General features: G+C 74.2%; 21 protein-coding genes. 11 read left to right on the top strand and 10 right to left on the bottom strand.

Translation table 11 applies throughout. The features are described from left to right. Positions 1-144: 144 nt before the first annotated feature. On the bottom strand, positions 145-1,218 hold the full coding sequence (locus IPL61_05290; protein MBK9030744.1) for an AAA family ATPase: 1,074 nt from the start codon (positions 1,216-1,218) through the stop codon (positions 145-147). 42 nt (positions 1,219-1,260) lie between these two features. On the opposite strand from IPL61_05290, the gene pncA reads away from it, so the two are divergent. The 6 genes from pncA (at position 1,261) to IPL61_05260 (ending at position 8,872) form a co-directional block, all read left to right on the top strand. Beyond that, positions 1,261-1,878 carry a bifunctional nicotinamidase/pyrazinamidase gene (gene pncA, locus IPL61_05285; GenBank protein ID MBK9030743.1) on the top strand — a complete coding sequence of 206 codons (618 nt, stop codon included), beginning with the start codon at positions 1,261-1,263 and terminating at the stop codon, positions 1,876-1,878. A gap of 176 nt (positions 1,879-2,054) precedes the next feature. After that, positions 2,055-2,621: a sigma-70 family RNA polymerase sigma factor gene (locus IPL61_05280; protein ID MBK9030742.1), complete on the top strand. Its 567-nt coding sequence runs from the start codon at positions 2,055-2,057 to the stop codon at positions 2,619-2,621. After that, positions 2,618-3,628, top strand: coding sequence for a FecR domain-containing protein (locus tag IPL61_05275; protein MBK9030741.1), 1,011 nt, complete (start codon positions 2,618-2,620; stop codon positions 3,626-3,628). The genes IPL61_05280 and IPL61_05275 overlap by 4 nt, the downstream gene beginning before the upstream one ends. Positions 3,629-3,680: 52 nt before the next feature. Next, positions 3,681-5,102, top strand: a complete 1,422-nt coding sequence (locus IPL61_05270) for a hypothetical protein (GenBank protein MBK9030740.1) — start codon at positions 3,681-3,683, stop codon at positions 5,100-5,102. After that, positions 5,099-6,499: a hypothetical protein gene (locus IPL61_05265; GenBank protein MBK9030739.1), complete on the top strand. Its 1,401-nt coding sequence runs from the start codon at positions 5,099-5,101 to the stop codon at positions 6,497-6,499. The genes IPL61_05270 and IPL61_05265 overlap by 4 nt, the downstream gene beginning before the upstream one ends. A gap of 3 nt (positions 6,500-6,502) precedes the next feature. Then, positions 6,503-8,872 (top strand): MBOAT family protein, encoded by a 2,370-nt coding sequence (locus IPL61_05260; GenBank protein MBK9030738.1) that lies wholly within the window; start codon positions 6,503-6,505, stop codon positions 8,870-8,872. A 10-nt stretch (positions 8,873-8,882) separates the two neighbouring features. On the opposite strand, the gene IPL61_05255 is transcribed toward IPL61_05260, so the two are convergent. Further along, complete coding sequence (locus IPL61_05255) at positions 8,883-9,296, bottom strand: MAPEG family protein (protein ID MBK9030737.1); 414 nt, start codon at positions 9,294-9,296, stop codon at positions 8,883-8,885. Positions 9,297-9,510: 214 nt separating this feature from the next. Here IPL61_05255 and IPL61_05250 point away from each other — a divergent pair, with 214 nt between their 5' ends. After that, positions 9,511-9,882 (top strand): hypothetical protein, encoded by a 372-nt coding sequence (locus IPL61_05250; protein MBK9030736.1) that lies wholly within the window; start codon positions 9,511-9,513, stop codon positions 9,880-9,882. A 266-nt stretch (positions 9,883-10,148) separates the two neighbouring features. Then, the gene (locus IPL61_05245; GenBank protein MBK9030735.1) at positions 10,149-11,171 is read left to right on the top strand and encodes a hypothetical protein; all 1,023 of its coding nucleotides are present in this window, start codon (positions 10,149-10,151) and stop codon (positions 11,169-11,171) included. Between the two features lie 471 nt (positions 11,172-11,642). On the opposite strand, the gene IPL61_05240 is transcribed toward IPL61_05245, so the two are convergent. Further along, positions 11,643-12,533 carry a hypothetical protein gene (locus IPL61_05240; protein MBK9030734.1) on the bottom strand — a complete coding sequence of 297 codons (891 nt, stop codon included), beginning with the start codon at positions 12,531-12,533 and terminating at the stop codon, positions 11,643-11,645. 426 nt (positions 12,534-12,959) lie between these two features. Further along, the gene (locus IPL61_05235) at positions 12,960-13,661 is read right to left on the bottom strand and encodes a DUF1801 domain-containing protein (GenBank protein ID MBK9030733.1); all 702 of its coding nucleotides are present in this window, start codon (positions 13,659-13,661) and stop codon (positions 12,960-12,962) included. 132 nt (positions 13,662-13,793) lie between these two features. Between IPL61_05235 and IPL61_05230 the strand changes: the two genes are divergently transcribed. Beyond that, complete coding sequence (locus IPL61_05230) at positions 13,794-14,426, top strand: glutathione S-transferase family protein (protein MBK9030732.1); 633 nt, start codon at positions 13,794-13,796, stop codon at positions 14,424-14,426. 17 nt (positions 14,427-14,443) lie between these two features. Here IPL61_05230 and IPL61_05225 read toward each other — a convergent pair whose 3' ends face one another. Then, positions 14,444-15,226 carry a hypothetical protein gene (locus tag IPL61_05225; GenBank protein MBK9030731.1) on the bottom strand — a complete coding sequence of 261 codons (783 nt, stop codon included), beginning with the start codon at positions 15,224-15,226 and terminating at the stop codon, positions 14,444-14,446. Positions 15,227-15,458: 232 nt separating this feature from the next. After that, positions 15,459-16,244, bottom strand: a complete 786-nt coding sequence (locus IPL61_05220; protein MBK9030730.1) for a VOC family protein — start codon at positions 16,242-16,244, stop codon at positions 15,459-15,461. Positions 16,245-16,409: 165 nt separating this feature from the next. Here IPL61_05220 and IPL61_05215 point away from each other — a divergent pair, with 165 nt between their 5' ends. Next, positions 16,410-18,659: a hypothetical protein gene (locus IPL61_05215; protein ID MBK9030729.1), complete on the top strand. Its 2,250-nt coding sequence runs from the start codon at positions 16,410-16,412 to the stop codon at positions 18,657-18,659. Positions 18,660-18,862: 203 nt separating this feature from the next. On the opposite strand, the gene IPL61_05210 is transcribed toward IPL61_05215, so the two are convergent. Together IPL61_05210 and IPL61_05205 are read right to left on the bottom strand one after the other, a co-directional pair. Beyond that, positions 18,863-19,459: a hypothetical protein gene (locus IPL61_05210; protein ID MBK9030728.1), complete on the bottom strand. Its 597-nt coding sequence runs from the start codon at positions 19,457-19,459 to the stop codon at positions 18,863-18,865. A 291-nt stretch (positions 19,460-19,750) separates the two neighbouring features. Beyond that, entirely contained in the window at positions 19,751-20,875 is a 1,125-nt protein-coding gene (locus IPL61_05205; GenBank protein MBK9030727.1) for a hypothetical protein, read from the bottom strand. A gap of 247 nt (positions 20,876-21,122) precedes the next feature. On the opposite strand from IPL61_05205, the gene IPL61_05200 reads away from it, so the two are divergent. Then, complete coding sequence (locus IPL61_05200) at positions 21,123-21,470, top strand: alkylphosphonate utilization protein (protein MBK9030726.1); 348 nt, start codon at positions 21,123-21,125, stop codon at positions 21,468-21,470. A 163-nt stretch (positions 21,471-21,633) separates the two neighbouring features. Here IPL61_05200 and IPL61_05195 read toward each other — a convergent pair whose 3' ends face one another. Continuing rightward, positions 21,634-22,512, bottom strand: coding sequence for a hypothetical protein (locus IPL61_05195; protein MBK9030725.1), 879 nt, complete (start codon positions 22,510-22,512; stop codon positions 21,634-21,636). A gap of 1,071 nt (positions 22,513-23,583) precedes the next feature. Further along, on the bottom strand, positions 23,584-24,024 hold the full coding sequence (locus IPL61_05190) for a hypothetical protein (protein MBK9030724.1): 441 nt from the start codon (positions 24,022-24,024) through the stop codon (positions 23,584-23,586).

Here is a 24,024-nt window from a genome sequence, read left to right as displayed (position 1 = left end):
CTTCCCGGGAGGCCTGTCGCCAGGCCTCCCCTCGTCGGAGGCAAGCCCCGCCGAGCCTCCTCTCCGAGACGCGAGACGCCCGGCGCCTGGACCGGTGCTCGACGGAAGATACGGACAGGCTCTGATTCTGAGTCCGGGGGCGGGTCACGCCAGCAGCGCGTCGATCGCCGGGCCCAATGCCGCGGCGATCGGGAGGTGGGCGACCGCGGCCCGCAGCTCGGCGCGGCGGCCGGCGCGCTCGCCGCTCGCGACCGCGACCAGCCGCGGCGTGTCGATCACCGGCGCGACGAGCCGGACGACGAGATCGAGGGCGGCCCGACCCAGATCGCCAGCGGGCCACAGCGGCAGCGCCGCGGCCAGGGCGTTGACCGCGCGCTTGCCGTCGCGCGGGGTCTCGAGCAGCGCCAGCGCCAGGCCGGTGGCGTCGTCGGGATCGAACAGCGGCAGGATCGCGTCGGTGTCGCGGCCCAGGCGGGCGCCGACGCGCGCCACGCCGCCGGCGACCAGCCGCGCCAGGAGCGTGCGGTCGCACGGGGGGACGGCGACCTCGACGGTGACCAGCCGCGCCAGCGCGCTGGCCTCGATCGCGGTCCGCGCGGCCAGGGCCCGGCGGTCGTAGGCCAGGATCATCGTGGTGTACGGCAGCTGCGCGTACATGCGCAGCACCACCAGCGCGGTCACGAGATCGCGATCGGGCAGGCGATCGAGGTGATCGATGATCACGACCAGGCGCTTGCCGACCTGGTACGCGTTCTCGACCAGCTCGGCCGCGACGCTGTCCTGCGAGCGCTTGACCGCGCCGGCGACGTCGACCTTGACGCCGACCAGGCGCACCACCGTCGACACCACCTCGCCGTAGCGGGCCAGCGCGTCGCGCGCGGCGTCGGTGCGCTCGACCACGCCGGCGGCGTCGAAGTAGTCCGACAGGTGGCGCTGCAAGGTCGCCAGCAGCGACTCGACCGTGCCGTGCTCGGTCGCGTCGACGGCGACGGTCGCGGCGTCGGCGCGCTCGGCCAGCGCCGCCTGGGCCAGGCGCACGACGCTGGTCTTGCCGGCGCCGGCGGTGCCGACCAGGCCGACCACGCGCGGCTGCGCGGTCGGCTGCGCGCACGCCACCTCGATCAGCCGCTCGGCCAGCGGCGCGCGCCCGAGCAGATCGTCGCGCGCCCCGGCGATGGGGACGTCGGGCAGGAGCTCGATCCCGGGATCGATGGCCATGACCGACGATACGGGCCCGGCCGGGGCGGTACAATCGCCGCCGTGACCCGCGCGCTCATCCTGGTCGACCTGCAGTACGACTTCTGTCCTGGCGGCGCGCTCGCGGTGCCGCGCGGCGACGAGACCGTCGCGGTCGCCAACCGGCTGATGCCGGGGTTCGCGTGCGTGGTCGCGACCCAGGATCTGCACCCGGCCGACCACGGCAGCTTCGCCGCCAACCACCCCGGGCGCGCGCCGTACGAGGTCGTCGACCTGCACGGGCTGGCCCAGGTGCTGTGGCCGGTGCACTGCGTCGCCGGCACCCGCGGCGCCGCGCTCCACGACGACCTCGATCGCGCGCGCATCGCCGCGGTGTTCCCCAAGGGCACCGATCCTACCGTCGACAGCTACAGCGGCTTCTGGGACAACGGCCGGCGCAAGGCCACCGGGCTCGGCGCGTGGCTGCGCGCGCGCGGCGTCACCTCGGTCCACGTGCTCGGGCTCGCGACCGACTACTGCGTCCGGGCCACGGCCATCGACGCGGTCGCCGAGGGCCTCGCGGTCACGCTCGTGGCCGACGGCTGCCGGGCGGTCGAGCTCGCGCCCGGCGACGGCGACCGGGCGATCGCGGCCATGCGCGACGCCGGCGTGGTCATCAGCGCCAGCGCCGACGTGGCCTGACGCGATGGCGTGACACGCCGTCGGCCCCGCGCCGCCCGCGTGGTCATCAGCGCCAGCGCCGACGTGGCCTCACCCGCTGGCGCACGATGCCGTCCTTCCGAACGATCACGGTTAACGGTCGGGCCGTCGCGCCCGTCCTGCCGTCATGACCATCCGCGTGGGATCATGGCGTGCGCGTGCTTGAGCGCGCGGCCGGGCCAGCGCATGGTCGAGGCGTGGCCACGCCGGCGATCACCGACGCGACCATCGCCGAGCTGGTGGTGGCCGCGCGCGCTGGCAGCCAGCCCGCGTTCACGAGCCTCTACCAGCGCTTCCACCGCGCGGTCCACGCCGTGGCGCTGGCCCGGGTCGGGCCCGCCGACGCCGCCGACGTGGTCCAGGACGTGTTCGCGCGGGCCTGGGTCCGGCTCGACGCCGTCCGCGAGCCGGCCGCGTTCGCGGGGTGGCTCATGACCATGGCTCGCCATCGGGCGATCGATCGGGCCCGGGCCCGGGAGCCGCGCGGCGACACCGCCCGCGAGGTCGCGGTCGCGCCGGTGCCGACCGCCGAGGCCGCCGCGGCGCTGCGCGCCATCCGCGCGTTGCCCGAGGCCTACCGCGAGACCTTGCTCATGCGCCTGGTCGAGGGCCTGACCGGGCCCGAGATCGCCGAGCGCACCGGGCTGACGCCCGAGTCGGTGCGGGTAAACTTGCACCGTGGCATGAAGCTCTTGCGCGAGCGGCTCGACGGAGGTGCGCCATGAGCGACGACTACCTGTGGGATCGCACCGGCGCGGATCCCGAGGTCGCGCGGCTCGAGGCGCTGCTGGGTGGTCACGCCCACGACGCGCCGCTGGGGCCGCTGCCCGAGCGCCGGCGGCGGCGGCCGTGGCTCGCGATCGGGGCGGTGGTGGTCGCGGCGGCGGCGATCGCGATCGCGGCGTGGGCCACGCGCGGCGGCGGCGGGGCCGCCGGTTGTGGTCCGGCCGGGCCCGGGTTCGCGTTCACGGTCACCGGCGCGCCCGCGCGCTGTGGCGGCGTCGCGACCCGCGGCGGGGTGCTGCCGGTCGGCGTCGCGCTCGAGACCCCGGCCGGCGCCACCGCCGAGGTCACGGTCGCCGACATCGGCGCGCTGACCCTGGCCGGGGGCTCGCAGCTCACGCTCGCCGCGACCGGCGCCGAGCAGCACCGCCTGCGCCTGGCCCGCGGCCGCCTCGCGGCCCGGGTCACCGCGCCGCCGCGGCTGTTCGTCGTCGACACCCCGGCCGCGACCGCGGTCGATCTCGGCTGCGCCTACGAGCTGGTCGTGCTGCCCGACGGCCGCACGCGCCTGACGGTCACCAGCGGCGTCGTCGAGCTCGGCGCCCACGACCACCTGGCCCACGTCACGGTCGGCCACACCGTCACGACGGTCGCCGGCCGCGGCCCCGGCACGCCGGTCGCGGTCACCGCCGCGCCGGCGCTGGTCGAGCTGGTCGAGCGCTACGACGCCGGCGACGCGGCGGCGCTGCCCGCGCTCCTGGTCGCCGCCGGCCCCGGCGACACCCTGACGGTCTGGAACCTGCTGGCCAACGCTCCGGCCGCTGAGCGCGGGTCGATCCTGGCCCGGCTCGACGACCTGTTCCCGCGGCCCGAGTGGATCCTCGAGGGCGACGTGGTCGATGGCCAGCCCCAGGCGATCGACGGCCTGCGCGACGTGCTCACCAGCGGCGTCTGGCTGGCGCCGACCCCTCCGGATCCGAGCGACGTGCCGGGCGGCGTGTGGAAGTGATCGCGGCCCGCGGGAATTGACGGCGCGCTCCGGGCGCTCTACGTACGCCGCCATGGCGCAGGCCGCGCGTCAACCCTGGACCGTCGCTCCCAGCCTCGGGATCTTCGCCGCTGCGCTGTGCGCCGCGGTCTGGATCGCCGACGGGAACCTGCGCGCGCTGCGGGGCCTGCCGACCCGGCGACCGCCGCAGCCGCCGTCCTCGCCGACCGCGCGGACCACGTCGTTCGAGGACACGCCCGACACCGTGGCCCCGCCGCTGCCCCCGCGGCCCGACCTGGCCGCGGCGCCAGCGCCCGCGCTCGGCGGCGTCCCGGCCTCGATCCCGGGCAGGACCCTCGAGGACACCTGCGTGCAGCCGGCCGGCGCGACCGAGCGGTGCGCGCGCTGGGCGCTCGACGACTTCTACGCCGCGCTCGCGGCCACCGAGCGCGGGGCCGCGGCCCGGCCGGTCCGGCTGTCGTGGTACGGAGACTCGGTGTCGGCGACCGACGCGCTGCCCGGCCGCATCCGCGCCCGCCTGCAGGACGCCTTCGGCGACGGTGGCCCCGGGTTCGTCCACGCGGTCGCGCCCCACCGCTTCAACCACAGCGAGGCGGTCGCGCGCACCGCCTCGGGCGCGTGGAAGTCGTACGGCGTGTCGCTGGCCAACGTCGGCGATCACCTCTACGGGCTCGGCAACGCCACCGCCGAGGGCAGCGGCACGATCAAGCTGGCGGCGCGCACGCCCACCGGCAAGGTGTCGTCGGTCGAGGTCTACTACCTGGCCCAGCCCCACGGCGGCACCGCCGAGCTGACTGTCGACGGCGAGGTCGCGGCCACGATCGACACCGGCGCGGCCGACAAGCAGGCCCGGTTCGAGCGGGTGACCGTCCCCGACGGCGCGCACCAGGTCGAGCTGCGGGCCGCGGGCCGGGTCCGGCTGTTCGGCTTCACGCTCGAGCGCGACGCCGGCGTGGTCGTCGACAACATGGCGCTGGTCAGCGCCACCGCGAAGAACATGCTGCTCAACCGGGCCGACCACTGGCGGGACCAGCTGGCCCACCGCGCGCCCGACCTGGTGGTGATCATGATCGGCACCAACGAGGCGCAGTGGCTGTCGGGCAGCGAGCGCTCGATGACCGAGTACGAGGACGTGTGGACCAGGCTCCTGGCGCCGGTGCGGACGGCGCAGCCGCACGGCTCGTGCCTGGTGGTGTCGCCGCTCGACCAGGCCGAGGTCGATGACGACCACGTCCGCTCGCGCCGGGGCGTGCCGGCGATGGTCGAGACCCAGCGCCGCGCCGCGTTCGCGCTCGGCTGCGGGTTCTGGGATACGTTCACGTGGATGGGCGGCTCGGGCGCGGCGATCAAGTGGAACAAGCGCGGCCTGCTCGGCCCCGACTTCGCGCACATGTCTGGCCGCGGCACGGCGCGGGTCGCCGACGGACTGGCGGACGCGCTGGTGACCGGTTACAAGGCCTACAAGGGCCGGTGACCACACCTCGTCTCATAGCGGCGCTGCTGGCGCTCGGCGCGTGCGCTGGCGCGCCGACCGACGTGCCGCCGCGCTCGCCGGCGAGCCCCGAGGCCGCGCCGCCCACGGCCGTGCTCGACGCCGGCGTCGACGACGGGCCCGCGCCGGTCGCGGCGCTGCCGCTCTTGACCGTGCCGCCCGGCGCGCTCGACGGCTTCCACGCCGCGCTCGCGCGGGCCGAGGCCAAGGACCCCGACGGGCGCGCGCTGGTGATGGTGTTCGGCGACTCGCACACCGCCGGCGATCAGCTGACCGGCACGCTGCGCCGCGGCCTGGGCGCGCGCTTCGGCCAGGGCGGGCGCGGGTTCGTGCTGCCCGGCAAGCCCGCCGTCCGGCACTACTACCTGCGCGACGTCGCGTTCGGCTCGGAGGGTAAGTGGAAGGCCGAGCTCGGCGGCAAGCGCGGCGCGGTCGAGCCCGTCGGCCTGGCCGGCGTCCGCAGCCACACCGACGACAAGCGCGCGCTGGCCTGGGTCGCGACCTGCGGCAGCTGTCCGGTCGACCGCGTCGCGCGCTTCGACGTGTTCCACCTGCGCACCCGGACCTCGGGGGCGTTCAGCTACAAGGTCGACGACGGCGCCTGGACCAAGGTCGCGACCAAGCTGCCGGCCGGCGCGCCCGAGGCCCAGGTGCCCGAGGTGCTGCAGGTCCCGGTCGCGGACGGCGCCCACAAGCTCTGGCTCAAGCCGGCTGGCGGCGGGGCCATCCAGCTGTTCGGGATCGCGCTCGAGCGCACCGGCCCCGGCGTCGTGGTCGACGCGCTGGGCGTGGTCGGGCGCCGGCTCACGCACCTGCGCGCCTGGGACTGGTCCGTCATCGGCCCCCAGGTCGCGGCCCGCGGGCCGGCGCTGGTCGTGCTGCAGTACGGCACCAACGAGGCCGACGATCCCACGCTCGACCTGGGCAACCTGGCCCGGGCCTACGACGACGTGATCGCGCGCGTGCGTGCGGCCGCGCCCGCCGCGTCGATCTTGATCCTGGGGCCGCCCGACATGGGCGAGCGCGACGGTGGCCGGGCCTGCAGCAAGCTGCCGCCGCCGGCCGATCCCGACGCGGGCGTGCCGTTCGAGTGCCAGTGGCACACGCCGGCGCTCTTGCCGCTGGTGATCGACGTGCAGCGCCAGGCCGCGGCCCGGCACCAGGTCGCGTTCTTCGACACCTTCGCCGCCATGGGAGGCGGCAACCTCATGGACTCGTTCTTCCACGCCGATCCTGCGCTGGCGTACTCCGATCACGTGCACTTCACCCAGGCCGGCTACGACCGCTGGGGCCAGGCGGTCCTCGCCGCGCTGCTCGATGATCACGCGCGCTGGAGCGCGACCGACCCGACCGCGCGCTCGACCGGCACCACGCCGTAGCGCATGCTCTTCTCGAGCCCGCAATACCCGCTGTTCCTCGCAGCGGTGTTCTTCCTGTACGGCCTGGCCCGGACCGGCCGGTGGCCCGGCTCGGCCGCGCGCGTCGCGCTGATGGTGCTCCTGGCCGACGTGGTCTACGTGCTGCTCACGCACGACGTCGGCACGCTCTGGGATCCGATCGGCGGCACCGTGCTCGCGCTGGCCACCGACGCGCCGCTCCCGGCGGTGGCGCGCTTCCCGATCGGCCTGTTCGTGCTCGCGGGCGCGGTCCGGCTCGGCCTCGGGCTGGCCGGACGCCACCGCCCGGTGGTCGACGCCGCGGCGTCGCTGGCGTCGGCCCGGGCCGCGACCGCGCACGTCGTCCACCGCAAGAGCAAGGGCAAGGGCCGCAAGGGCAAGGGCAAGGGCCGCAAGGGCAAGGGCCGCAAGGGTTCGGCCCGCGCGCCGATCCCGACGGCGATCGTCGTCAGCGGCGATCCCGCGGCCGCCGAGCGCATCAGCACCTGGACCGCGCACGCGCTCGCCGCCGGGCTGGTCGGGCTCGGGCTGTGCGTCCTGGTCGGCTGGCGCACCGGCACGCTCGGCGCGTTCACCGCCGCGTTCGCCAGCGTCGGCCACCTGGTCTACCTGGTCGCCGTCGGCTTCGCGCTCGGCGCGGCCCAGACCGAGCGCGGGCGCCACCTCGGCCGCGTGCTCATCCTCGGCCTCGTCAGCGCGGTCTTCTATCACGCGTGGGCCGCGGGCCAGCGCGGCGCCTACCAGTACCTGCTGGCGCTGATCGCGGCGACGATCGTCCTGGACTACTACCTGGCGCGCGCGATCGAGGCCAGCGAGCGGCGCGGCGTCCGGCTCGCGCTGCTGATCGCGTCGCTGGTGTCCAACCTCGGCATCCTGGCGGTGTTCAAGTATGCCGACTTCTTCCGGATCGACGTGCTCGGCAGCGGCGCCGAGCCGTGGCGGCTGATCCTGCCAGCCGGCATCTCGTTCCACACCTTCCAGTCGCTGTCGTACACGGTCGACGTCTACCGGCGCGAGATCCGCGCGACCCGGTCGGTGATCGAGCTGGCCACGTTCGTGCTGTTCTTCCCGCAGCTCGTCGCCGGCCCGATCGTCCGGGCCACGCAGCTCCTGCCGCAGCTCCGCGAGCTGCCGCTCTTCGATCGCGATCGCGCCGCCGACGGTCTCTTCCGGATCCTGGTCGGGCTGGCCAAGAAGATCGCGGTCGCGGACTTCCTCGGCGACGCCCTGGCCGACCGCGTGTTCGCGCACCCCGAGCTGTACTCGTCGGTCGAGGTCGGCGCTGGCGTGGCCGCCTACGCGTTCCAGATCTACCTCGACTTCTCGGCCTACACCGACATCGCGATCGGCTCCGCGCAGCTGCTCGGGTTCACGCTGCCCGAGAACTTCCGTACGCCGTACCGCGCGGCCAGCCTGCAGGACTTCTGGCGCCGCTGGCACATCTCGCTGTCGACGTGGCTGCGCGACTACCTGTACATCCCGCTCGGCGGCAACCGCGGCGGCGAGCTGACCACCTACCGCAACCTGATCGTGACGATGCTGCTCGGCGGCCTGTGGCACGGGGCCCGCTGGACCTTCATCGTCTGGGGGCTGCTCCACGGCGGCGGGCTCGCGGTGACGCGCATCTACCAGCGCGCCGCGGCGCGGACGCAGGTGCTGGGGCTCGCGGTGGCGGTGTTCGTCGTCGGGCTCGCGCTCGAGCTGACCGGCCTCGCGCCGACCCGGCCGTGGACCCACCTGGCGTTCACGTGGGCCTACGCGGTGCCGCTGTGGGCGGCCGTGACCGCGTGGCTCGAGAGCGCGCCGGCGCCGATCATCACCGGCGCGCCGCGCCCGGCCGCGGCGCTGGGGCTGCGGCTGGCGACCGCGGCGCTGTTCGCGGGCGCGCTGGCGGCCTTGGCCTGGGGGCCGACCGCGCTGGTGCTGCCGGCGATCGTCGTCGGCTCGATCGTCGCGTGGTCGGCCGACGCGGCCGCGGTCGGCCCGAGCTCGGCCGACGCGCTGCGCTGGCTGGCGTGGGCCGCGCGGCGCGGGCTCGCGATCGCGCTGGTGTTCGCGTACGTGTGCCTGGCGTGGATCTTCTTCCGCGCCCAGACCTTCGCCGGCGCGCTGGCGGTGCTGCGCCGCCTCGGCGCCGGCGAGTACGACGCGCCCAACCTGATCCGGGTCGTGCGCATCGCGCTGGTCGCCGCGCTCGCCGCCCACTGGTTCGCGCCCGGCACGTTCGCCGCCGCCCGGGCCCGGTTCGTCGCCGCGCACCCGCTGGTGCAGGGCGCGGTCCTGACCGCCGCGGCGCTGGTGCTGCGCGAGCTCGCGCACCCGACGATCGTGCCGTTCATCTACTTCCAGTTCTGACCGCGGCCCATCACGCCAGCGCCAGCGCCGCGCGCACCGTCAGCGCGATCAGCACCAGCGAGCCAAGCGCGAACACGCCGAAGCGCACCTCGATCTTGTTGACCAGCGCCTGCACGAGGCTGTGGACCACGCGCAGGCCCACGTAGGCCCACGCCAGGCCACGGCTGGCGCCGTCGGGCTCGACCAGCGCCAGCACCACGGCGATCGCGTAGAACAGCGTCGGCTGCTCGAGCAGGTGGTTGTAGTTGTCGGCCTTCCACCGCACCTCCGGCGGCAGGCTGCCCATCTGCGCGCCCTTCGGCGCCCGCGGATCGAGCCGCATCCGCGCGCGCCGGATCGCCGGGATCCGGGTCGCGTACATCCACGCCCACATGACGTGGGTCCACGCGACCAGCGCGACGATCGGGGCCAGCATGCCGTGCATCGGCGCACGCTAGCACGCACCCCGCGCACGCCTGACGTAGCGCGCCGGGCACGCGAACTCGAGCGCGCCGTGACGAGATACTGACCCGCTCCTGTGGCCCGCGGCCGGACTGGATACCTCGCCGAAGAGCCGGCCTGTCGATTGTCGTCGTCACCTCTTTCTTCGGAGATGGTGACAGGCGAGCATCCTGGGCCGGAGGTGTGGGATGCGACGCGTGCTTGTTGTCTCGCTGGTAGCGTTGGCCGGGGCGTCGGGGTGCTCGATGGTGATGATGGAACGCCTCGACCACCCTTATGGTCCCGTCCACGTCGAGGAGCCGCGCTGCACCGCCACCAAGGGATGGGTCCTCGTCGATCTCGCCGCGGCCGTGGGGTCCGCGGTCGGCGCTGGCGCGATGGCCGTCACCGCCCTCGACGATCGGGCCGCGGGCTATCGGGCCACGCTCGGCGTGAGCGCGGTCGCCAGCGCGGTCGTGGCCGTCGCGTTTGGCGGATCGGCCTGGTCCGGCAACCGAGCGGCGCACCGCTGCCGGGCAGCGCGCGGCATCAAGGACGACAACGTCAGGCGCGCTGGCGGGGCGCCGTGAGCGGCCCGTCCCGCCGCGCGCGAGCGGCCGCCGATCGCGTTGGTGCGGTGTCCACGAGACAGGCGACGACCGATGACGACGTCAGGGCATCCTGCGCAGCGCAGGGGCCTGGCGTCGCGACGATCTTCGCCATGTCAGGCCGGGCCGCCGGCTGGGCGCTGCCGCTGCTCGGGTCCGCGCGACGTGCGCGCGTCGAGGGAGCGCGCGCATGAATTCGCGCGGCGATCGGGTGGCGCCCCGACCCGATCCGACGTCTCCTGGAGTCGATGACCGGGTCTGTCCCTGACCTCAGCGCCGCCGGGCGCGTGCTCGCGCGGGTCCGATCCGTCGCCGCCGCGGGCGCCGTGGTCGAGGCCTACGGCTCGAGCGTCTACGCGCCGGCCCACGCCAGCGACGTCGACGTGCTGGTCTCTCATGACGACCCGGCCCGGCTGGCGGCCGCGCTCGGCTTGACCTCGATCCCGACCGTGCCACCGCGCATGCACGGGACGCTCGAGGGCGTGGCGGTCGACGTCACGGTCGTCAACGGCGACGACGAGGTGGCGCGGCGGATGCGGGCCGGGCCGCGCGACGCCGAGCTGCTGGTCGCGCACCTGCGTGCGCACGATCGCGACGAGGCGTTCGCCGCCGCCTGGCCGCACGTGCGGCGGTTCGTGCGGGCGCGCGCGCTCGGGCACAACGGGCTCGGCTGGTTCGGCAGCTTCGGGTGGGCGCTGCTGCTGGCGGCGCCGCTGGCGGCCGATCCTGAGCTCCGCGCGGCGGTCCCGGGCGCGGTCATCCCCGCGTGGCTGCGCTGGCTGTCGCGGCTCTCGCTCGGCGCGCGGATCGACCTCGACGCCATCGGCGCCGGCGGTGCCGACCCGTTCTACCTCGCGGCGCCGGCGCCACCGGCGCGTGATGTCGCGCGGCTGACCAAGCGGGCGGCGGTGGTGTTGTTCGCCGAGGCGCGCGCGTGCGCGCCCGCCATCGGCGACGCCGCGACCGACGCCGCCGCGCTCGATCGGATCGTCGACCTCGCCGCCGCGCCGCCACCCGGGACGACGGTGGTCATCGCCGGCGACGACGATCACACGCGCGGCCGCTACGAGGGCGTCGCCCGCGGCCTGGTGCGCGAGCTCGAGGCGCTCGGCGCGATCCGGTCGTGGGGGCGCCTCGACCTCGACGACGACGGCGGCTGGCGACACCGCATCACCGTGCCGGCCCACCGGGCCCGCACCGCGCGCGAGCGCATCACCGCCTGGCTGGCGCTCGTCATGGTCAACGCGACCGTCGAGCCGCTCGAGCCCTGAGCGCTGAGCGTCGTCAGCCGGGGCTCCGGACCGGCTGGCTCCGGTGGCTCCGGACGGGGGGGCGGCAGGTGGATCCGGACCAGGGGCCATTGGATCCGGACCGGGTGGCTGCGGACCCGGTGGCTCCGGACCGTGGCTCTGGATCCGGACCGGGTGGCTGCGGACCCGGTGGCTCCGGACCGTGGCTCCGGACCGGGGGTAGGGCGGCAAGGGGCGGCGTGGCTCCGGACCGGCGTGGTGGCTCCGGACCGGGGGTAGGGGGTAGGGCGGCAAGGGGCGCCGGACCGGCGTGGTGGCTCCGGACCGGGGGTAGGGCGGCAAGGGGCGGCGAGGCGGGGGCGCCTGGGGCAGGCCGCCGGCGCGGCAGGGCGGGCTGCGGGCGGGTGACGCGGGCGCGACCGGCGGCCGTTTCGGCCACGCCGCGACGGCGCGTGCGGGGGCCACGCGCTGGGCGACGGCTCGGGGCCGGCGTCAGGCGGCGGCGACGGTGATCGACGCGAAGCGGGCGAGCCAGTAGGTGCCGGCGGGGAAGATGGTGGGGAGTCCGGCGCGCCAGCGGAGGCGGGCGTCGCGGTAGGCCTCGCGGAAGGCGCGGATGGCCTTCAGCGCGGCGATGCGATGCGCGGTGTCGCGGGCGGCGATCAGCGGGCGCAGACGACGGCGCGGCGCGGGCGTGTCGGGGCTGTCGTGCCACGACTGCCGGAGGATGGCGCGGCGGCCGAGGACCCGGGCGCCGGTGCGCCGGCGCTCGGCCGCGGCCGCTTCCTCGACGGCGGTGACGCGCTCGCGCAGCTCGCGGCGGACCGCCTCGGCGGCGCCGAGCTCGGGCGGGATGGTGAGCGTGAGCGTCGCGACCTCGGGCAGATCGCCGTCGGCGGCGAAGAAGTGCCGCGGGCGCTGCACGGTCAGCGTGCGGCCGCGCAGCAGCGCGCCCAGGCCGTTGACGCCGGGCCACTGGTGGACCCGCTCGACCAGGCCGTCGCCGACCGGGTTGGTCGCGGCGTAGACCAGCTTGTCCATGACGTCGGCGGGATCGACCAGCTCGACGGTGCACGGCGCCTCGGCCGACCAGAAGTTCTCCGCCCGGCCGAGGAGCGCGTTCATCGCCCGCGCGACCAGCATGTGGAAGTACGCGCGGAACTCGACCTCGCAGCCGTGGCGGTCGTACGTGACGTCGTGGTGGTGGTTCGACATCACCGACGGCAAGATCATCTCGAGGCCGAAGCGCTCGACCGCGACCGCCAGGCAGTACAGGTACGTCTGGTTGGTCCCGGGGCTCGGCCGCAACAGGAACTGACGCTGCACGCAGCGCCGGTTCACCATCAGGAACCGTCCGGGCCGGACCGGGCGTGGCAACGACATCGAACCAGCCCAGAGCAAGCCGCCTGCCAACGCCATCCCCTCGATCCGCCTGCGGCCCACTGTCCGGCCGCGTCCGGTGTTCGGCCATCTGTCCGAAATCCGGACAACACCGGACGCCCCGAGCGTCGCCAGCGCCGCGGCGCCCCTGCGTCTCGCCGCCAGCTCGCGGTGGTCGCGGGCCAGCGGCGCGTCACCTCCGCCAGGTTCGACCCGGACGTCGTCATCCATCCGACCCAGCTGACGCGCCCGGCGCCGGTCCCCAAGTCACGCACGCTCGCGGAGGACGTCCCGGACGGATACCAGGATCCGGCCGAGGTGATTCTGTCCGGAGCGGTCGTCACGCCTTCACGGCCCTGGCCATCGTCGGCGGTCGCGGCCTTCGCCTTGGCGGTCGTCACGCCTTCGCGGCCTTCGCCTTGGCGGTCGTCAGGCCTTCGTGGCCCTGGCCTTCGTCGACGTCGTCGCGCCCTTGGCCTTCGTCGACGTCTTCGCGGCCCTGGCCTTCGTCGGCGGCGTCGCGCCCTTGGCCTTCGCCTTCGCGTCCTGGGCCTTCGTCGGCGGCTTCGCGCCCTTGGCCTTCGTCGGCGGCTGCGCGGCCGTCGTCTTCGCCGGCGCGGCCGTCGTCTTCGCCGGCGCGGCCGTCGTCTTCGCCGGCGCGGCCGTCGTCTTCGCCGGCGCGGCCGTCGTCTTCGCCGGCGCGACCGTCGTCTGCCCGCTCGCCGCCGGCGCGGGCTTCGCCTTGCCGGCGCGGTTGAGGGCGATGGCCTGGCGGACGAGCGCCGTGAACGCCGTCGCGTCGATCGTCTCGCCCGCGCGGAGGTCGATCGCGCGGCGGACGTTGCCGTCGAGGCTCGCGTTGAAGAGCCGGGCCGGGTCCGAGAGGGCCGCGCCCTTGGCGAAGGTGAGCTTCACGACCTGCTTGTAGGACTCGCCGGTGCAGATGATGCCGGCCTGCGACCAGACCGGCGTGCCCATCCACTTCCACTCCTCGACGATCTGGGGCGAGGCCGCGAGGATCAGCGCGCGCATCCGACGCAGCGTGTCGCCGCGCCAGTCCCCGAGCTCGGCGATGCGCTGCGAGATGAGGGCCGATGCGGGCGTGGCCTGGAGCGCGACCGACTTCGTCATGCGCCCCATCCTAGGGCACAGCGTCCGAGCGGTCAGGATCCGGGCCGGCGCGTTGCCGTGGCAACCGGCGCAGGCGTCGTGGACCTGACCTTGAGGTCGCACCGCGCCCTGGCGCGCTACGCTCGGCGCCGCATGATCACGCTCTACTACGCACCGAGCACCGCCAGCCTGGTCGTCCACTGGCTGCTGATCGAGCTCGGCGTACCGCACGCATTGCACCGCCTTGACCTCGAGGCCCGGGCGCACAAGGCGCCGGCCTACCTGGCGCTCAACCCGGCCGGCGTGGTGCCGACGCTGGTCGTCGACGACACGCCGATCACCGAGGCGGTCGCGATCGTGATGCACCTCGGCGACCTCCACGCCGAGGCGCTGCACACGCCGTCGCCGGGCACGACCGCGCGCGCGCTCTACTACCAGTGGCTGTGCTTCATGGCCAACACGCTGCAGCCGGCCTACCGGGCCTGGTTCTATCCCGACGAGCCGGCCGGCGCGGCCCACGCCGAGGCGGCCAAGACGGCGGCGCGCGCGCGCGTCGAGGCCGCGTGGGCCCAGGTCGCCGCGCACCTCGAGGCGCGCGGGCCATGGCTCGTGGGGGCGAACCGCACGGCCGCGGACTTCATGCTCACCATGCTGATGCGGTGGTCGCGCAACATGCCGCGCCCGACGCACACGTGGCCGGCGCTGGCGGCCCACGCGACGGCGATGAAGGCGCTGCCGTCGTTCCGCGAGCTCTACGCGCGCGAGGGCCTCACCGAGTGGACCTGACCGCGCCCGCGCCGCCGTCAGAAGAACCCGAAGTAGTCGGCGCTGGCGACCCGGACCTCGACGGCGCGCCCGGGCACCGACGCGCGTCGCACCCGCGCGAGCCCGCCGCCGCAGGGGCCGAAGCTGTCGGCGGGCAGGGCGGCGGTGGCGGCGGCGGGGATCGTGAACGCGCCGGTGTCGGGGACGTCGCACTCGAGCACGTACCACTCGGCGCCAGCGTGGCAGACGTTGGCCCAGTTCAAGCGGAACTGGATGCGCGCGCCGTCGGTGGCGGGCGTCCAGGTCAGCGCCCGCGGCTGGCCGGGCACGACCGCGGCCGAGGCGCCAGCGTAGGGTGACTCGAGCGGCACGACCCCGCCGACCGCGATCTCGAACCCGGGCACGCCGGCGCCGGGCGCGGACACGGTGATCATCGCGGCGTCGGCGAACGCGTCGGCGGGCAGCGGCGGCGTCGGATAGCCGTGGCTCGTCGGCTCCGGCACCAGGGTCGCCGGGACCGCGAGCCCGGCGATGGTGATCGGCCCGGCCGAGTACTGCGGCGGCGAAGCGCACGCGCCGACCTGGCCGAGGCACGGGCGCTCGTAGACCCGGCAGGTGCCGTCGTCGAAGCGGTCGGGCGAGGGCGGGTCGGTGAACAGCGCGTAGATCGACGCGACCCGGAGCGACGGATCGAGGCGCGCCTCCTCGATCTCGATCGAGCCGACGACGTCGGCGGGCGCGTCGTCGTCGACGTCGTCCCCACCACAGCCGAGCGCGCCGGCGGCGCCCAGCAGGACCTTCATCGCGACGGGCATGCGCACGGACGAGGCACGATGCAGCGGATGTGCCAGCGCCCGGCGCGCCGCCGCCGCGATCGGTCGCGCTTTCCCGAGGGTGAGCCGGTCGCGCACCACGACAATCTGAGCCTCCTGAGAGGCCGTCGCCAGCTGCTCATCGACCGGATTTCGGCGCTCCGTGGGAATTTCGGATGGAGAACCCTGAGCTCACCAGGCCTCCTCCCGTCGACCGAAGAACCTGCGAGCCCTGAGCCGGTCAACGCGCGGCGGGCGGCGTGGTCAGCGCGAACGCGGCGCCCTGGGGATCGAGCAGCTGCACGACCCGCTGGCCGCCCGGGACCTCCATCGGTCCGTTGAGCACCGTGGCGCCGCGGGCCTGGGCGCGGCCGAGCGCGGCGTCGAGATCGGCGACGGTGACGTAGTACATCCACGAGGGCGGTACCGGGCGGCCGTCGGGGGTCTTCATCCCGGGCGGCATGGTCATCATGCCGCCGAGCGGCGCGCCGGCGCGGCCGAACAGCCGGTACTCGCCCATCGGCCCCAGGTCGACGGCGCCCGTCTTCTCCCAGCCGACGATCTGCTGGTAGAAGCCGAACCCGGCGTCGAGGTCGCTCGTGTACAGCTCGTGCCACGAGAACTCGCCCGGCTCAGCGACGTCGTGCGCGGCCATGTCCTGCGCGGGGGTGAACACGGCCATCGTCGCGCCCTGCGGGTCGGCGATGACCGCGAACCGGCCGACCGTCGGGACCTCCTCGGCGACGTAGATCTTGCCGCCGAGCGTTCGCACACGCGCGATCGTCGCGTCGACGTCGGCGACCACCACGTTCGACTGCCAGTGCGATGGCGCGCCGAGCTGCTTGGCCTGCTCCGGCAGCGGCGTGACACCGCCCAGCGGTCCCTGGCCACCGACCCACATCGTGTATCCGTCATCGCCGAACGGCTCCGTGGTCCACCCGACGACGTCGGCGTAGAACTCGATCGCACCCTGGGGATCGGAGGTGAGCAGCTCGTACCAGACGAACCGTCCAGTGCTGTCGGTCATGGCCCGGGACGGTAGCAAACCTTCGGCGCCGGCGTTCACGAAGTGGGCGGCGCACCGTCTGGGTCGGACGCCAGGCGCGTCACACGTCGCGACGTCGCGGCGGTCGGGGGCTTTACAGCACGACCCCGCGCACCTGTATGATGGTCGATAGACCGGGGAGGTCCCATGCGTTTAGCTCGTCTCTCGTTCGCCATCCTGTTCGCGGCCGTCGCCTGTGGCGAGGTCTCGTCGCCAAGCACCGACGCGCCCCCACCGATCGACGCCGGCATCGACGCCGACACGATGGCGACGGTGATCGTCACCAAGTCCGGCACGGGCGCGGGCACGGTGGCGTCGACCCCGGCCGGGATCGACTGCGGCGCGACCTGCTCGGGGCAGTTCACGATCGGCGCCATCATCACGTTGACCGCCACCCCCGAGGTCGGGTCATCGGTCGTGTCCTGGGGCGGCGCCTGCGCCGGCACGACCGGCACGACCTGCACCGTCACCGTCACCGCCGACGCCGCGGTGTCGATCGAGTTCGGGCCGGCGCAGCACACCGTCACGCTCAACGTCGCTGGCAACGGTGCCGGCGAGGTCGTGTCCGCGCCGGCCGGGCTCAGCTGCAGCCCCGGCGGCGGGGCGTGCGTCGCGACCTTCGCGTACGGCACCTCGCTCACCCTGACCGCGGCGCCGTCGCCGGGCTCGTTGTTCGGTGGCTGGAGCGGCGGGATCTGCACCGGCCTCGGACCGTGCACGTTCACGGTCATCGGCGACGCGGTGATCAACAGCAGCTTCCAGCTCGACAACTTCACGCTGATCGTCAGCAAGGCCGGCAACGGCACGGGCACGGTGACCTCCGCGCCGGCAGGCATCAACTGCGGCGCCACCTGCGCGATGTCGTATGCGTTCAACTCGACCGTGGTGCTCACGGCCATGCCGTCACCGGACTCGGTCTTCAACGGCTGGACCGGCGCCTGCACCGGCACCGGCACGTGCACGGTCACGATGACCCAGAGCCGGATGGTGACGGCGTCGTTCACGCTGCGGCAGTTCACGCTGACCGCGGCCACCGCCGGGACCGGCACCGGCACGGTCACGTCGAACCCCGCCGGGATCAACTGCGGCGTCGACTGCACCGAGCCGTACGACTCGGGCACGACGGTGTCGCTCACCGCGACGCCCGCGGCCAACTCGACCTTCACGGGCTGGAGCGGCGCCTGCTCGGGCGTCGGCGCCTGCACGGTGACGATGACCGCCGCCGCCAGCGTGACCGCGACCTTCACGCTGCAGCAGTTCACGCTCACGGTCACCAAGGCCGGCGCCGGCAGCGGCACGGTCACGTCGTCACCGGCCGGCATCAACTGCGGCGCCACCTGCAGCGCGAGCTACGGCTCGGGCACGGTCGTGACCCTGACCGCCGCCGCGACCGGGACCTCGACGTTCGCCGGCTGGTCGGGCGCCTGCACCGGCACCGGCACCTGCGTCGTCACGATGTCGGCCGCGCGCGCGGTCACCGCGACGTTCAACGGGTCGGTGGTCACGATCACCGTCAGCAAGAGCGGCCTGGCCGCGGCCGGCGCGGTGGTCACGTCGTCGCCGGCGGGCATCACCTGCGGGGCGACCTGCTCGGGCAGCTTCGCGCCCGGCACCGTGGTCACGCTGACGACGACGGTCGGGGGCTCGGTGTTCAACGGCTGGAGCGGCGCTGGCTGCTCGGGCACCGGCTCGTGCGTGTTCACGGTCTCGGCGGCCACGACGATCTCCGCCACCTACCGCGGGGCCCGGGTCGCCCTCAACGCCAGCGCCATGTCGTGCCTGCGGGCCGCCACCAACGCGTACCCGCGGGTCACGACCCTGGTCCAGGCCCGCGGCCACACCGTCACCGTGGTGACCGGCGCCGAGATCGACACCGCCGCCGAGATCAACGCGTTCGACGTCGTCGTGATCCCAGGGCCCGGCAACTCGGGCTGCGTGATGCCGGACTACACCAGCTACGATGCGGTGGTCGATCAGTACGTCCGCACCGCCGGCCACGGCGTGGTCGCGTCGGGCTGGTTCCTGTTCAGCGACTTCATGTCGCCGCAGCTGGTCGGCGTGCTGCCGAGCACCCTGGTCGCGAACTACCTCAGCGGCAACCAGTCGGTCGCGGTGGTCTCTGGCCACCCGATCACCACCGGCGTCGCCAACTTCACCACCAACCAGTGGCTGCCCTGGGGCGGCGGTCCGCAGCCGGGCGCGACCGGGCTCCTGACCGTCGGCGGCACCACGGTCGCCGAGGCGTGGACGCTCGGCGCGGGCCGCTCGGTGTTCGCCGGCCCGATGTTCGTCGAGGACTACGGGGCCTACGACAACGAGAGCCTGCTCGACGGCACCCAGGCCGGGTCGATCGAGTTCTTCATGCGCTCGATCGAGTGGGCCGCCAAGGCCCGCTGACCGGCGGCCCGGCGCGGTCCACGCGACCGGAGTCTCGCGTGCTGGGCGGTCGTGAAGAGGGGCCCCTCGGGGCTTGCCCCCCGGCCACGCGCCGCGAGTTTCGCGTCCTGGGTGGTCCTGGGTGGGGGCCCTGTCGGCGCCCTGGCCCGATGGAGTTCGGCGACGAAGCCCTCTGCCAAGGGCGGAGGCGCCGACCCGAAAGCTCAGTGGCACCAGCCGCTGTAGTGGATCTGGACCACCCGCCGGGGCGCGAAGAACACCTCGGCGTCGGCGCCGGTGAGGGCGTCGACGTCGGGCGGCAGGGCGCCGGCGACGACGTAGCGGGTGAGGTCGGTGTCGCCGTCCTCGGGGCGCTCGTACCCGCACCGCGCCTGGTCGGGGCCGTCGCCGGTGCAGAGCATCGGGCCGTGGGGCGCGGTCCAGCGCGCCATCACGTCGGCGCCGCGCGCGCCCAGCTCGATCCCGACCTCGTCGTGGATGCCGGGCACGAAGATCTGGACGCCGCAGCCGAGCTCGGCGACCACGACCCCGTCGGCGCTGTGGATCTGGCCGCGGTGCACGGTGCACGTGCCGAAGGCCTCGGGCGGCGGGAGCTCGGCCTCGTCCTGGGCCCACCACCACGCGTGCTGCTCGAGCTGGCGCAGGAGGTCGCCGGCGTCGAGCGGGGGCCGGTCGGGGAAGCACGGCGTGACGCTCGCCGGCGCTGGAGCGGGCGGGACGGCCTCGGCCACGGGCGCGACCGCGGCGCCCCCGCACGCCGCCAGCCATGCCACCAGGACCAGCGCGCCGTTGTGCTGCACCTCGCTTCGACGCGCGGCAGCGACCACGTATTGCCTTGGCTCCGGCTCCGGCCTCCGGCTCCGGCTCCGGCTCCGGCTCCGGCTCCGGCTCCGGCTCCGGCTCCGGCTCCGGCTCCGGCTCCGGCTCCGGCTCCGGCTCCGGCTCCGGCTCCGGCTCCGCTCCGGCTCCGGCTCCGGCTCCGGCTCCGGCTCCGGCTCCGGCTTCCGGCTCCGGCTCCGGCTTCCGGCTCCGGCTCCGGCTTCCGGCTCCGGCTCCGGAGCCAGATCAGCGCGGCCGACGGCGAACGGCGGTCAGCGCCGGTCCCAGGTCGCGGCGCCGCCGGCCAGCACGGTCAGGTTGTCCGAGGCCAGGTAGGCCCGGGCCGCGGCCGAGTCCCGGGCGTAGGCGTCGAGGAACGCGAGCGCGGACGACGCGATCCACCGCTGGTACGTGGGGCAGCGGCCGGCGTCGAGGCCCTGCTGGTTCGAGTAGGTCGCGCACGCGTCGCCGCTCTGATCGAACGTCGCGTGGCGCGCCGCCGGCTCGAGCAGGTAGAGCCGGAACTTGTCGCCGTCGGGCATGAGGTCGAACGAGCGCGCGCGGTTGATCCCGAGCACGTTGGTGTCGTCGCCGACCCCGGTGTTGACCAGGGTCGGGCGCGCGCAGCCGGCGAACGACGCCTCGACGAAGCCCTCGTCGCCGGGGCCCTGGGGCGAGTTGGCGAGGAAGGCGATCGGGCGCGGATCGCGCAGGCTGACGAGCTGCCCGGCATAGTCGCGGGGCGCCCCGTCGACCATCAGCACGCCGCCGGAGCCGGCCGAGTGGCCGGCGTACACGATCCGGGCGGCGTCGATGCGCCCGGCCCAGGGGCCCGCGGCCGCCTGGGCCTCGATGAAGTCGAACACCCGGGCCGCGTCGTGGGGGCGATCCCAGTGCAGGTACTTGAACGTCAGGCAGCCGGCCGCGTCGTAGCCGAGCTGTTCGCACAGCGCCTGGCGCGAGGCCACGTCGCGCGGCGCGTGGGCGACGTCGATGACCACGTACCCCGCCGCGACCAGGATCGCCGCCCACTCGGTCCCGACGTTCAGGGCGTTCATGACGCCGTCGTTGCCGCCGTGGGACCACACCACCACCGGCAGCGGCTCGGGCGCCCCGACCGGCGCCCGGATCGCGACCTCGATCGTCCGGGAGGCGCCGGTGACGTCGACGTAGGCGAGGGTGGCGGTGACCGGCTGGGCGGCGGCGTACCGGTCGGCCGGGGCCGGGATCCACTCGCACAGGTCCAGGTCGCTCGGCGCGCAGCCGCCCACGGTGATCGGGTCCGGGCTGTCCGGGCTGGCGTCGGCCGCGCCGGCTGCGTCGAGCACCGGGGCGGGATCACTCCCACCGCAGGCGAGGGCGACGGTCAGCGACAGCGCCATGGTTCGAAGGGCCATGCCCGGCAAATGATGCACGCGATGTGCCGGCCCGAGCTCATCGAGATCGCGGTGGCGCTGGGACCTCGAGGGCCCGCCGGGGCAGGTCGCCGATGCCGTCGCCGTTGGCGTCCTTGAACGCGCGGATGTGCAGCTCGCGCGGCGTCCTGTCCCAGAACGGACGGAGGCGGTCGGTGCGATTGCGGTGGCCGGGCCGTGCCCGCCAAGTGCGATTGCGCCCGGTGCCCGGTTCTGCGACAAGGCCGCGATGGACGAGCCCTCGACCTGCCCGCGCTGTGCGCAGCCCAACGTCTACCCCGATGGCGATCGCTACGTCTGCGCCGACTGCGCCCACGAGTGGTCGCCGGGCGAGCCGGCGGCCGAGGCCCCGGCGCCGGAGGACGACGGCGTGGTCCGGGACGTCAACGGCGTGGCGCTGGCCAACGGCGACGCCGTGGTCCTGATCAAGAGCCTCAAGGTCAAAGGGTCGTCGGTGACCCTCAAGCAGGGGACCAAGATCACCAACATCCGCCTGGCCGACGGCGACCACGCGGTCGACTGCAAGGTCGACAACCTGAGCGTGATGCTCAAGGCCGAGTTCCTGCGCAAGGCTTGATCGAGCGCCTCCGCGAGGGTCTCGGCCGTCGGTTGAATTTGTCGAATTTCCGTGCGGCTGCGCACGAGCGGGGCCGGACCGCGGGCGGATCCGGACCGGAAGTCAGGCGCGACCGGCGGTCAGATCGGCGAGCGACCGGCGCGCCGGGCGCGGGGCCGACCGATCAGATCGAGCCGGCGGCGGAGCGGCGGACCTTGCCGCCCTTCTGCTCGCAGCGACCTTCGCCGTGCCACACCTCGATGCTCTTCGACCAGCTGTGGCTGCCGCCGCGCTTGGACATCGCCTTGTAGTAGGCGCGCCGGCCGACGAACAGATCGAGCTGGTGCCCATCGATCCCGCCGCCGGTGTCGACCGCGACCACGCAGCCGTCGTGGACGAACCCGCCGACCCCCGCCGGGCCGGGCATGCGCATCCCGTCCAGGGCCGGGATGTACAGGAGGCTCCCCATCTTCACGACGGCCGGATCGACGGCCACCGATCGGAACGGCACCAGGGCCCGGCCGCTCCCTCCGGTCCCCCACTGGCGCTGCGGCGACACCAGGTGGAAGCACGGCCGCCCGCACTTGCAGCGGGTCGCGACGTTCACCATCCGTCCATCTCGTAATTTTCCTGTCCCTTGCATCATCACCTGACCCGCGAACGCCTTGGTGACGTGGGCGAGGGGGACGCAGGCCTGGTCCTTGAGCGGCACCAGCTCGGGGGCTGGTGCGGCACCGATCGCGGCGAGCGACACCTCGTCCGAGGTGTTGTCGTTGGCCGGCCGGGGGGCCTCCATCTCGGCCTCGTGGATGATGAAGTAGAACGTCATCTGGAACCGAGCGATCGGCACCTCGGAGACCGGCGCCGGGGCCGGGGCCGGACGGACCTCGCGCGGGGCCGAGACGGCGACCTCCGGCGGGGGCATCTCGAGGCGCTGGCCGCCGCGCTCGCAGGCGGCGAGGCCGAGCCCGGCCTCCAGCCAGGCAATGCTGCGTCTCCGAAGGCGATCCACGATCGCCCGGAGGGCCCGGACGGCGCGGTGGAGGTCATCGGTGATACGCATGGTTACCTCGTGAGATGGGATCCTGCCGGCGGCACGCCTCCGGCGATCACCCGCTTGGCTCGCCTCGTCCGACTCATCCCCGCGAACGCGTCGGGACAGCCATGGAGGGCAGGGGTTGGAGTGGTTCCTCTAGGGGAGAACCGAAAGTCTAACCAGGATCCGGCCGGGCGTGGGCCGAAAATCGACATGAAGCTGGAATTGGTCGGACGTTCCGGTTCGGTCGCGATGAATTCTGCCAGGCGCACACCGGCGCGCCGCGCGGCGGCCGAACATCGATGAGCGAACACCGAGCGCACGTGCGTACGCCAGCTCACGCCCGTGCCGCGCAGTGGATAGCAGCCAAGCGACGGGTGTCAGCCAAGCGACGGGTGTCACCCGATCGGAATGGGCACCAAGCGACGGGTGTCACCCGATCGGAACCAGCGGCCGGCGCCAAGCGACGGGCGCCGCCAAGCGACGGGTGTCACCCGATCGGAGTCGGAGCGCCAAGCGACGGGTGTCACCCGATCGGAACCGGAGCCGGAGCCAAGCGACGGGTGTCACCCGATCGGAACCGGCGGCCGGAGCCAAGCGACGGGTGCCAGCCGAGCGGAGTCGGAGCGCCAAGCGACGGGTGTCAGCCGAGCGAAGTCGGAGCACCAAGCGACGGTGTCAGCCGATCGGAGTCGGAGGGGTGTCAGCCGATCGGAGTCGGAGGTCAGCCGAGCGGAGTCGGAGCGGAGCCAAGCGACGGGTGTCAGCCGATCGGAGCCGGCACCGGAGGGCCGGAGCCAAGCGACGGGTGTCAGCCGATCGGAGCCGGAACCGGAACCGGAGCCGGAACCGGAGCCGGAACCGGAGCCGGAGCCGGAGCCGGAACCGGAGCCGGAGCCGGAACCGGAGCCGGGACCGAGTCGGCTCCGGGACCCGAGTCGGCTCCGGGACCCGAGTCGGCGCCGGCGCCGGAAGCCGGTCGCTCTACGGCGAGGCGCGCCTTCGAAGGCGTCCGAGAATGTCAGGACAGCGCGTCACCAGGGACGGGCGCGGCGGACCGTCGCCGGCGCGATGAGGCGCGGCGGGCGGCGCCGGATATCACCAGCCGCTGCCGTACTTGCTCGTGACGTAGCCCATGAGCACCGCGGCGACGATCGCGACCACGCCCAGGAGCGTCTGGAACGGCAGCAGCTTCTGTTGCATCTCCATCGCCTTCTGCTCGGCCGGGGTCTCGCCCGGGATCCACTTGGCCACCATCGGCATGCCGAACAGGAAGCCCAGGCCCAGCTCGGCCACCAGCGTGCTGACGACCGCCAGCAGGATCGACATGGGGAAGTTGCTCTGGGTCATGTCGCTCATCTTCGGCAGGAACTTGATGGCGTTGATGACGCCCCAGACCAGCAGGCCGACGCCGATGAACCCCTGGAACGGCACCAGCTTGTCGATCAGGTCCTTGGCCTGCGGCTTCTGGGCGATGATGATTCCCGCCAGGGCGAGGATGCCTGCGGCGATGAGCGCGATGACAGTGATCCAGTTCAT

This window comes from Myxococcales bacterium, assembly GCA_016717005.1.
Classification (GTDB): domain Bacteria; phylum Myxococcota_A; class Polyangia; order Haliangiales; family Haliangiaceae; genus UBA2376.
Note: the sequence above shows the minus strand (reverse complement) of the source record. Positions and strands in the feature narration are given on the sequence as shown.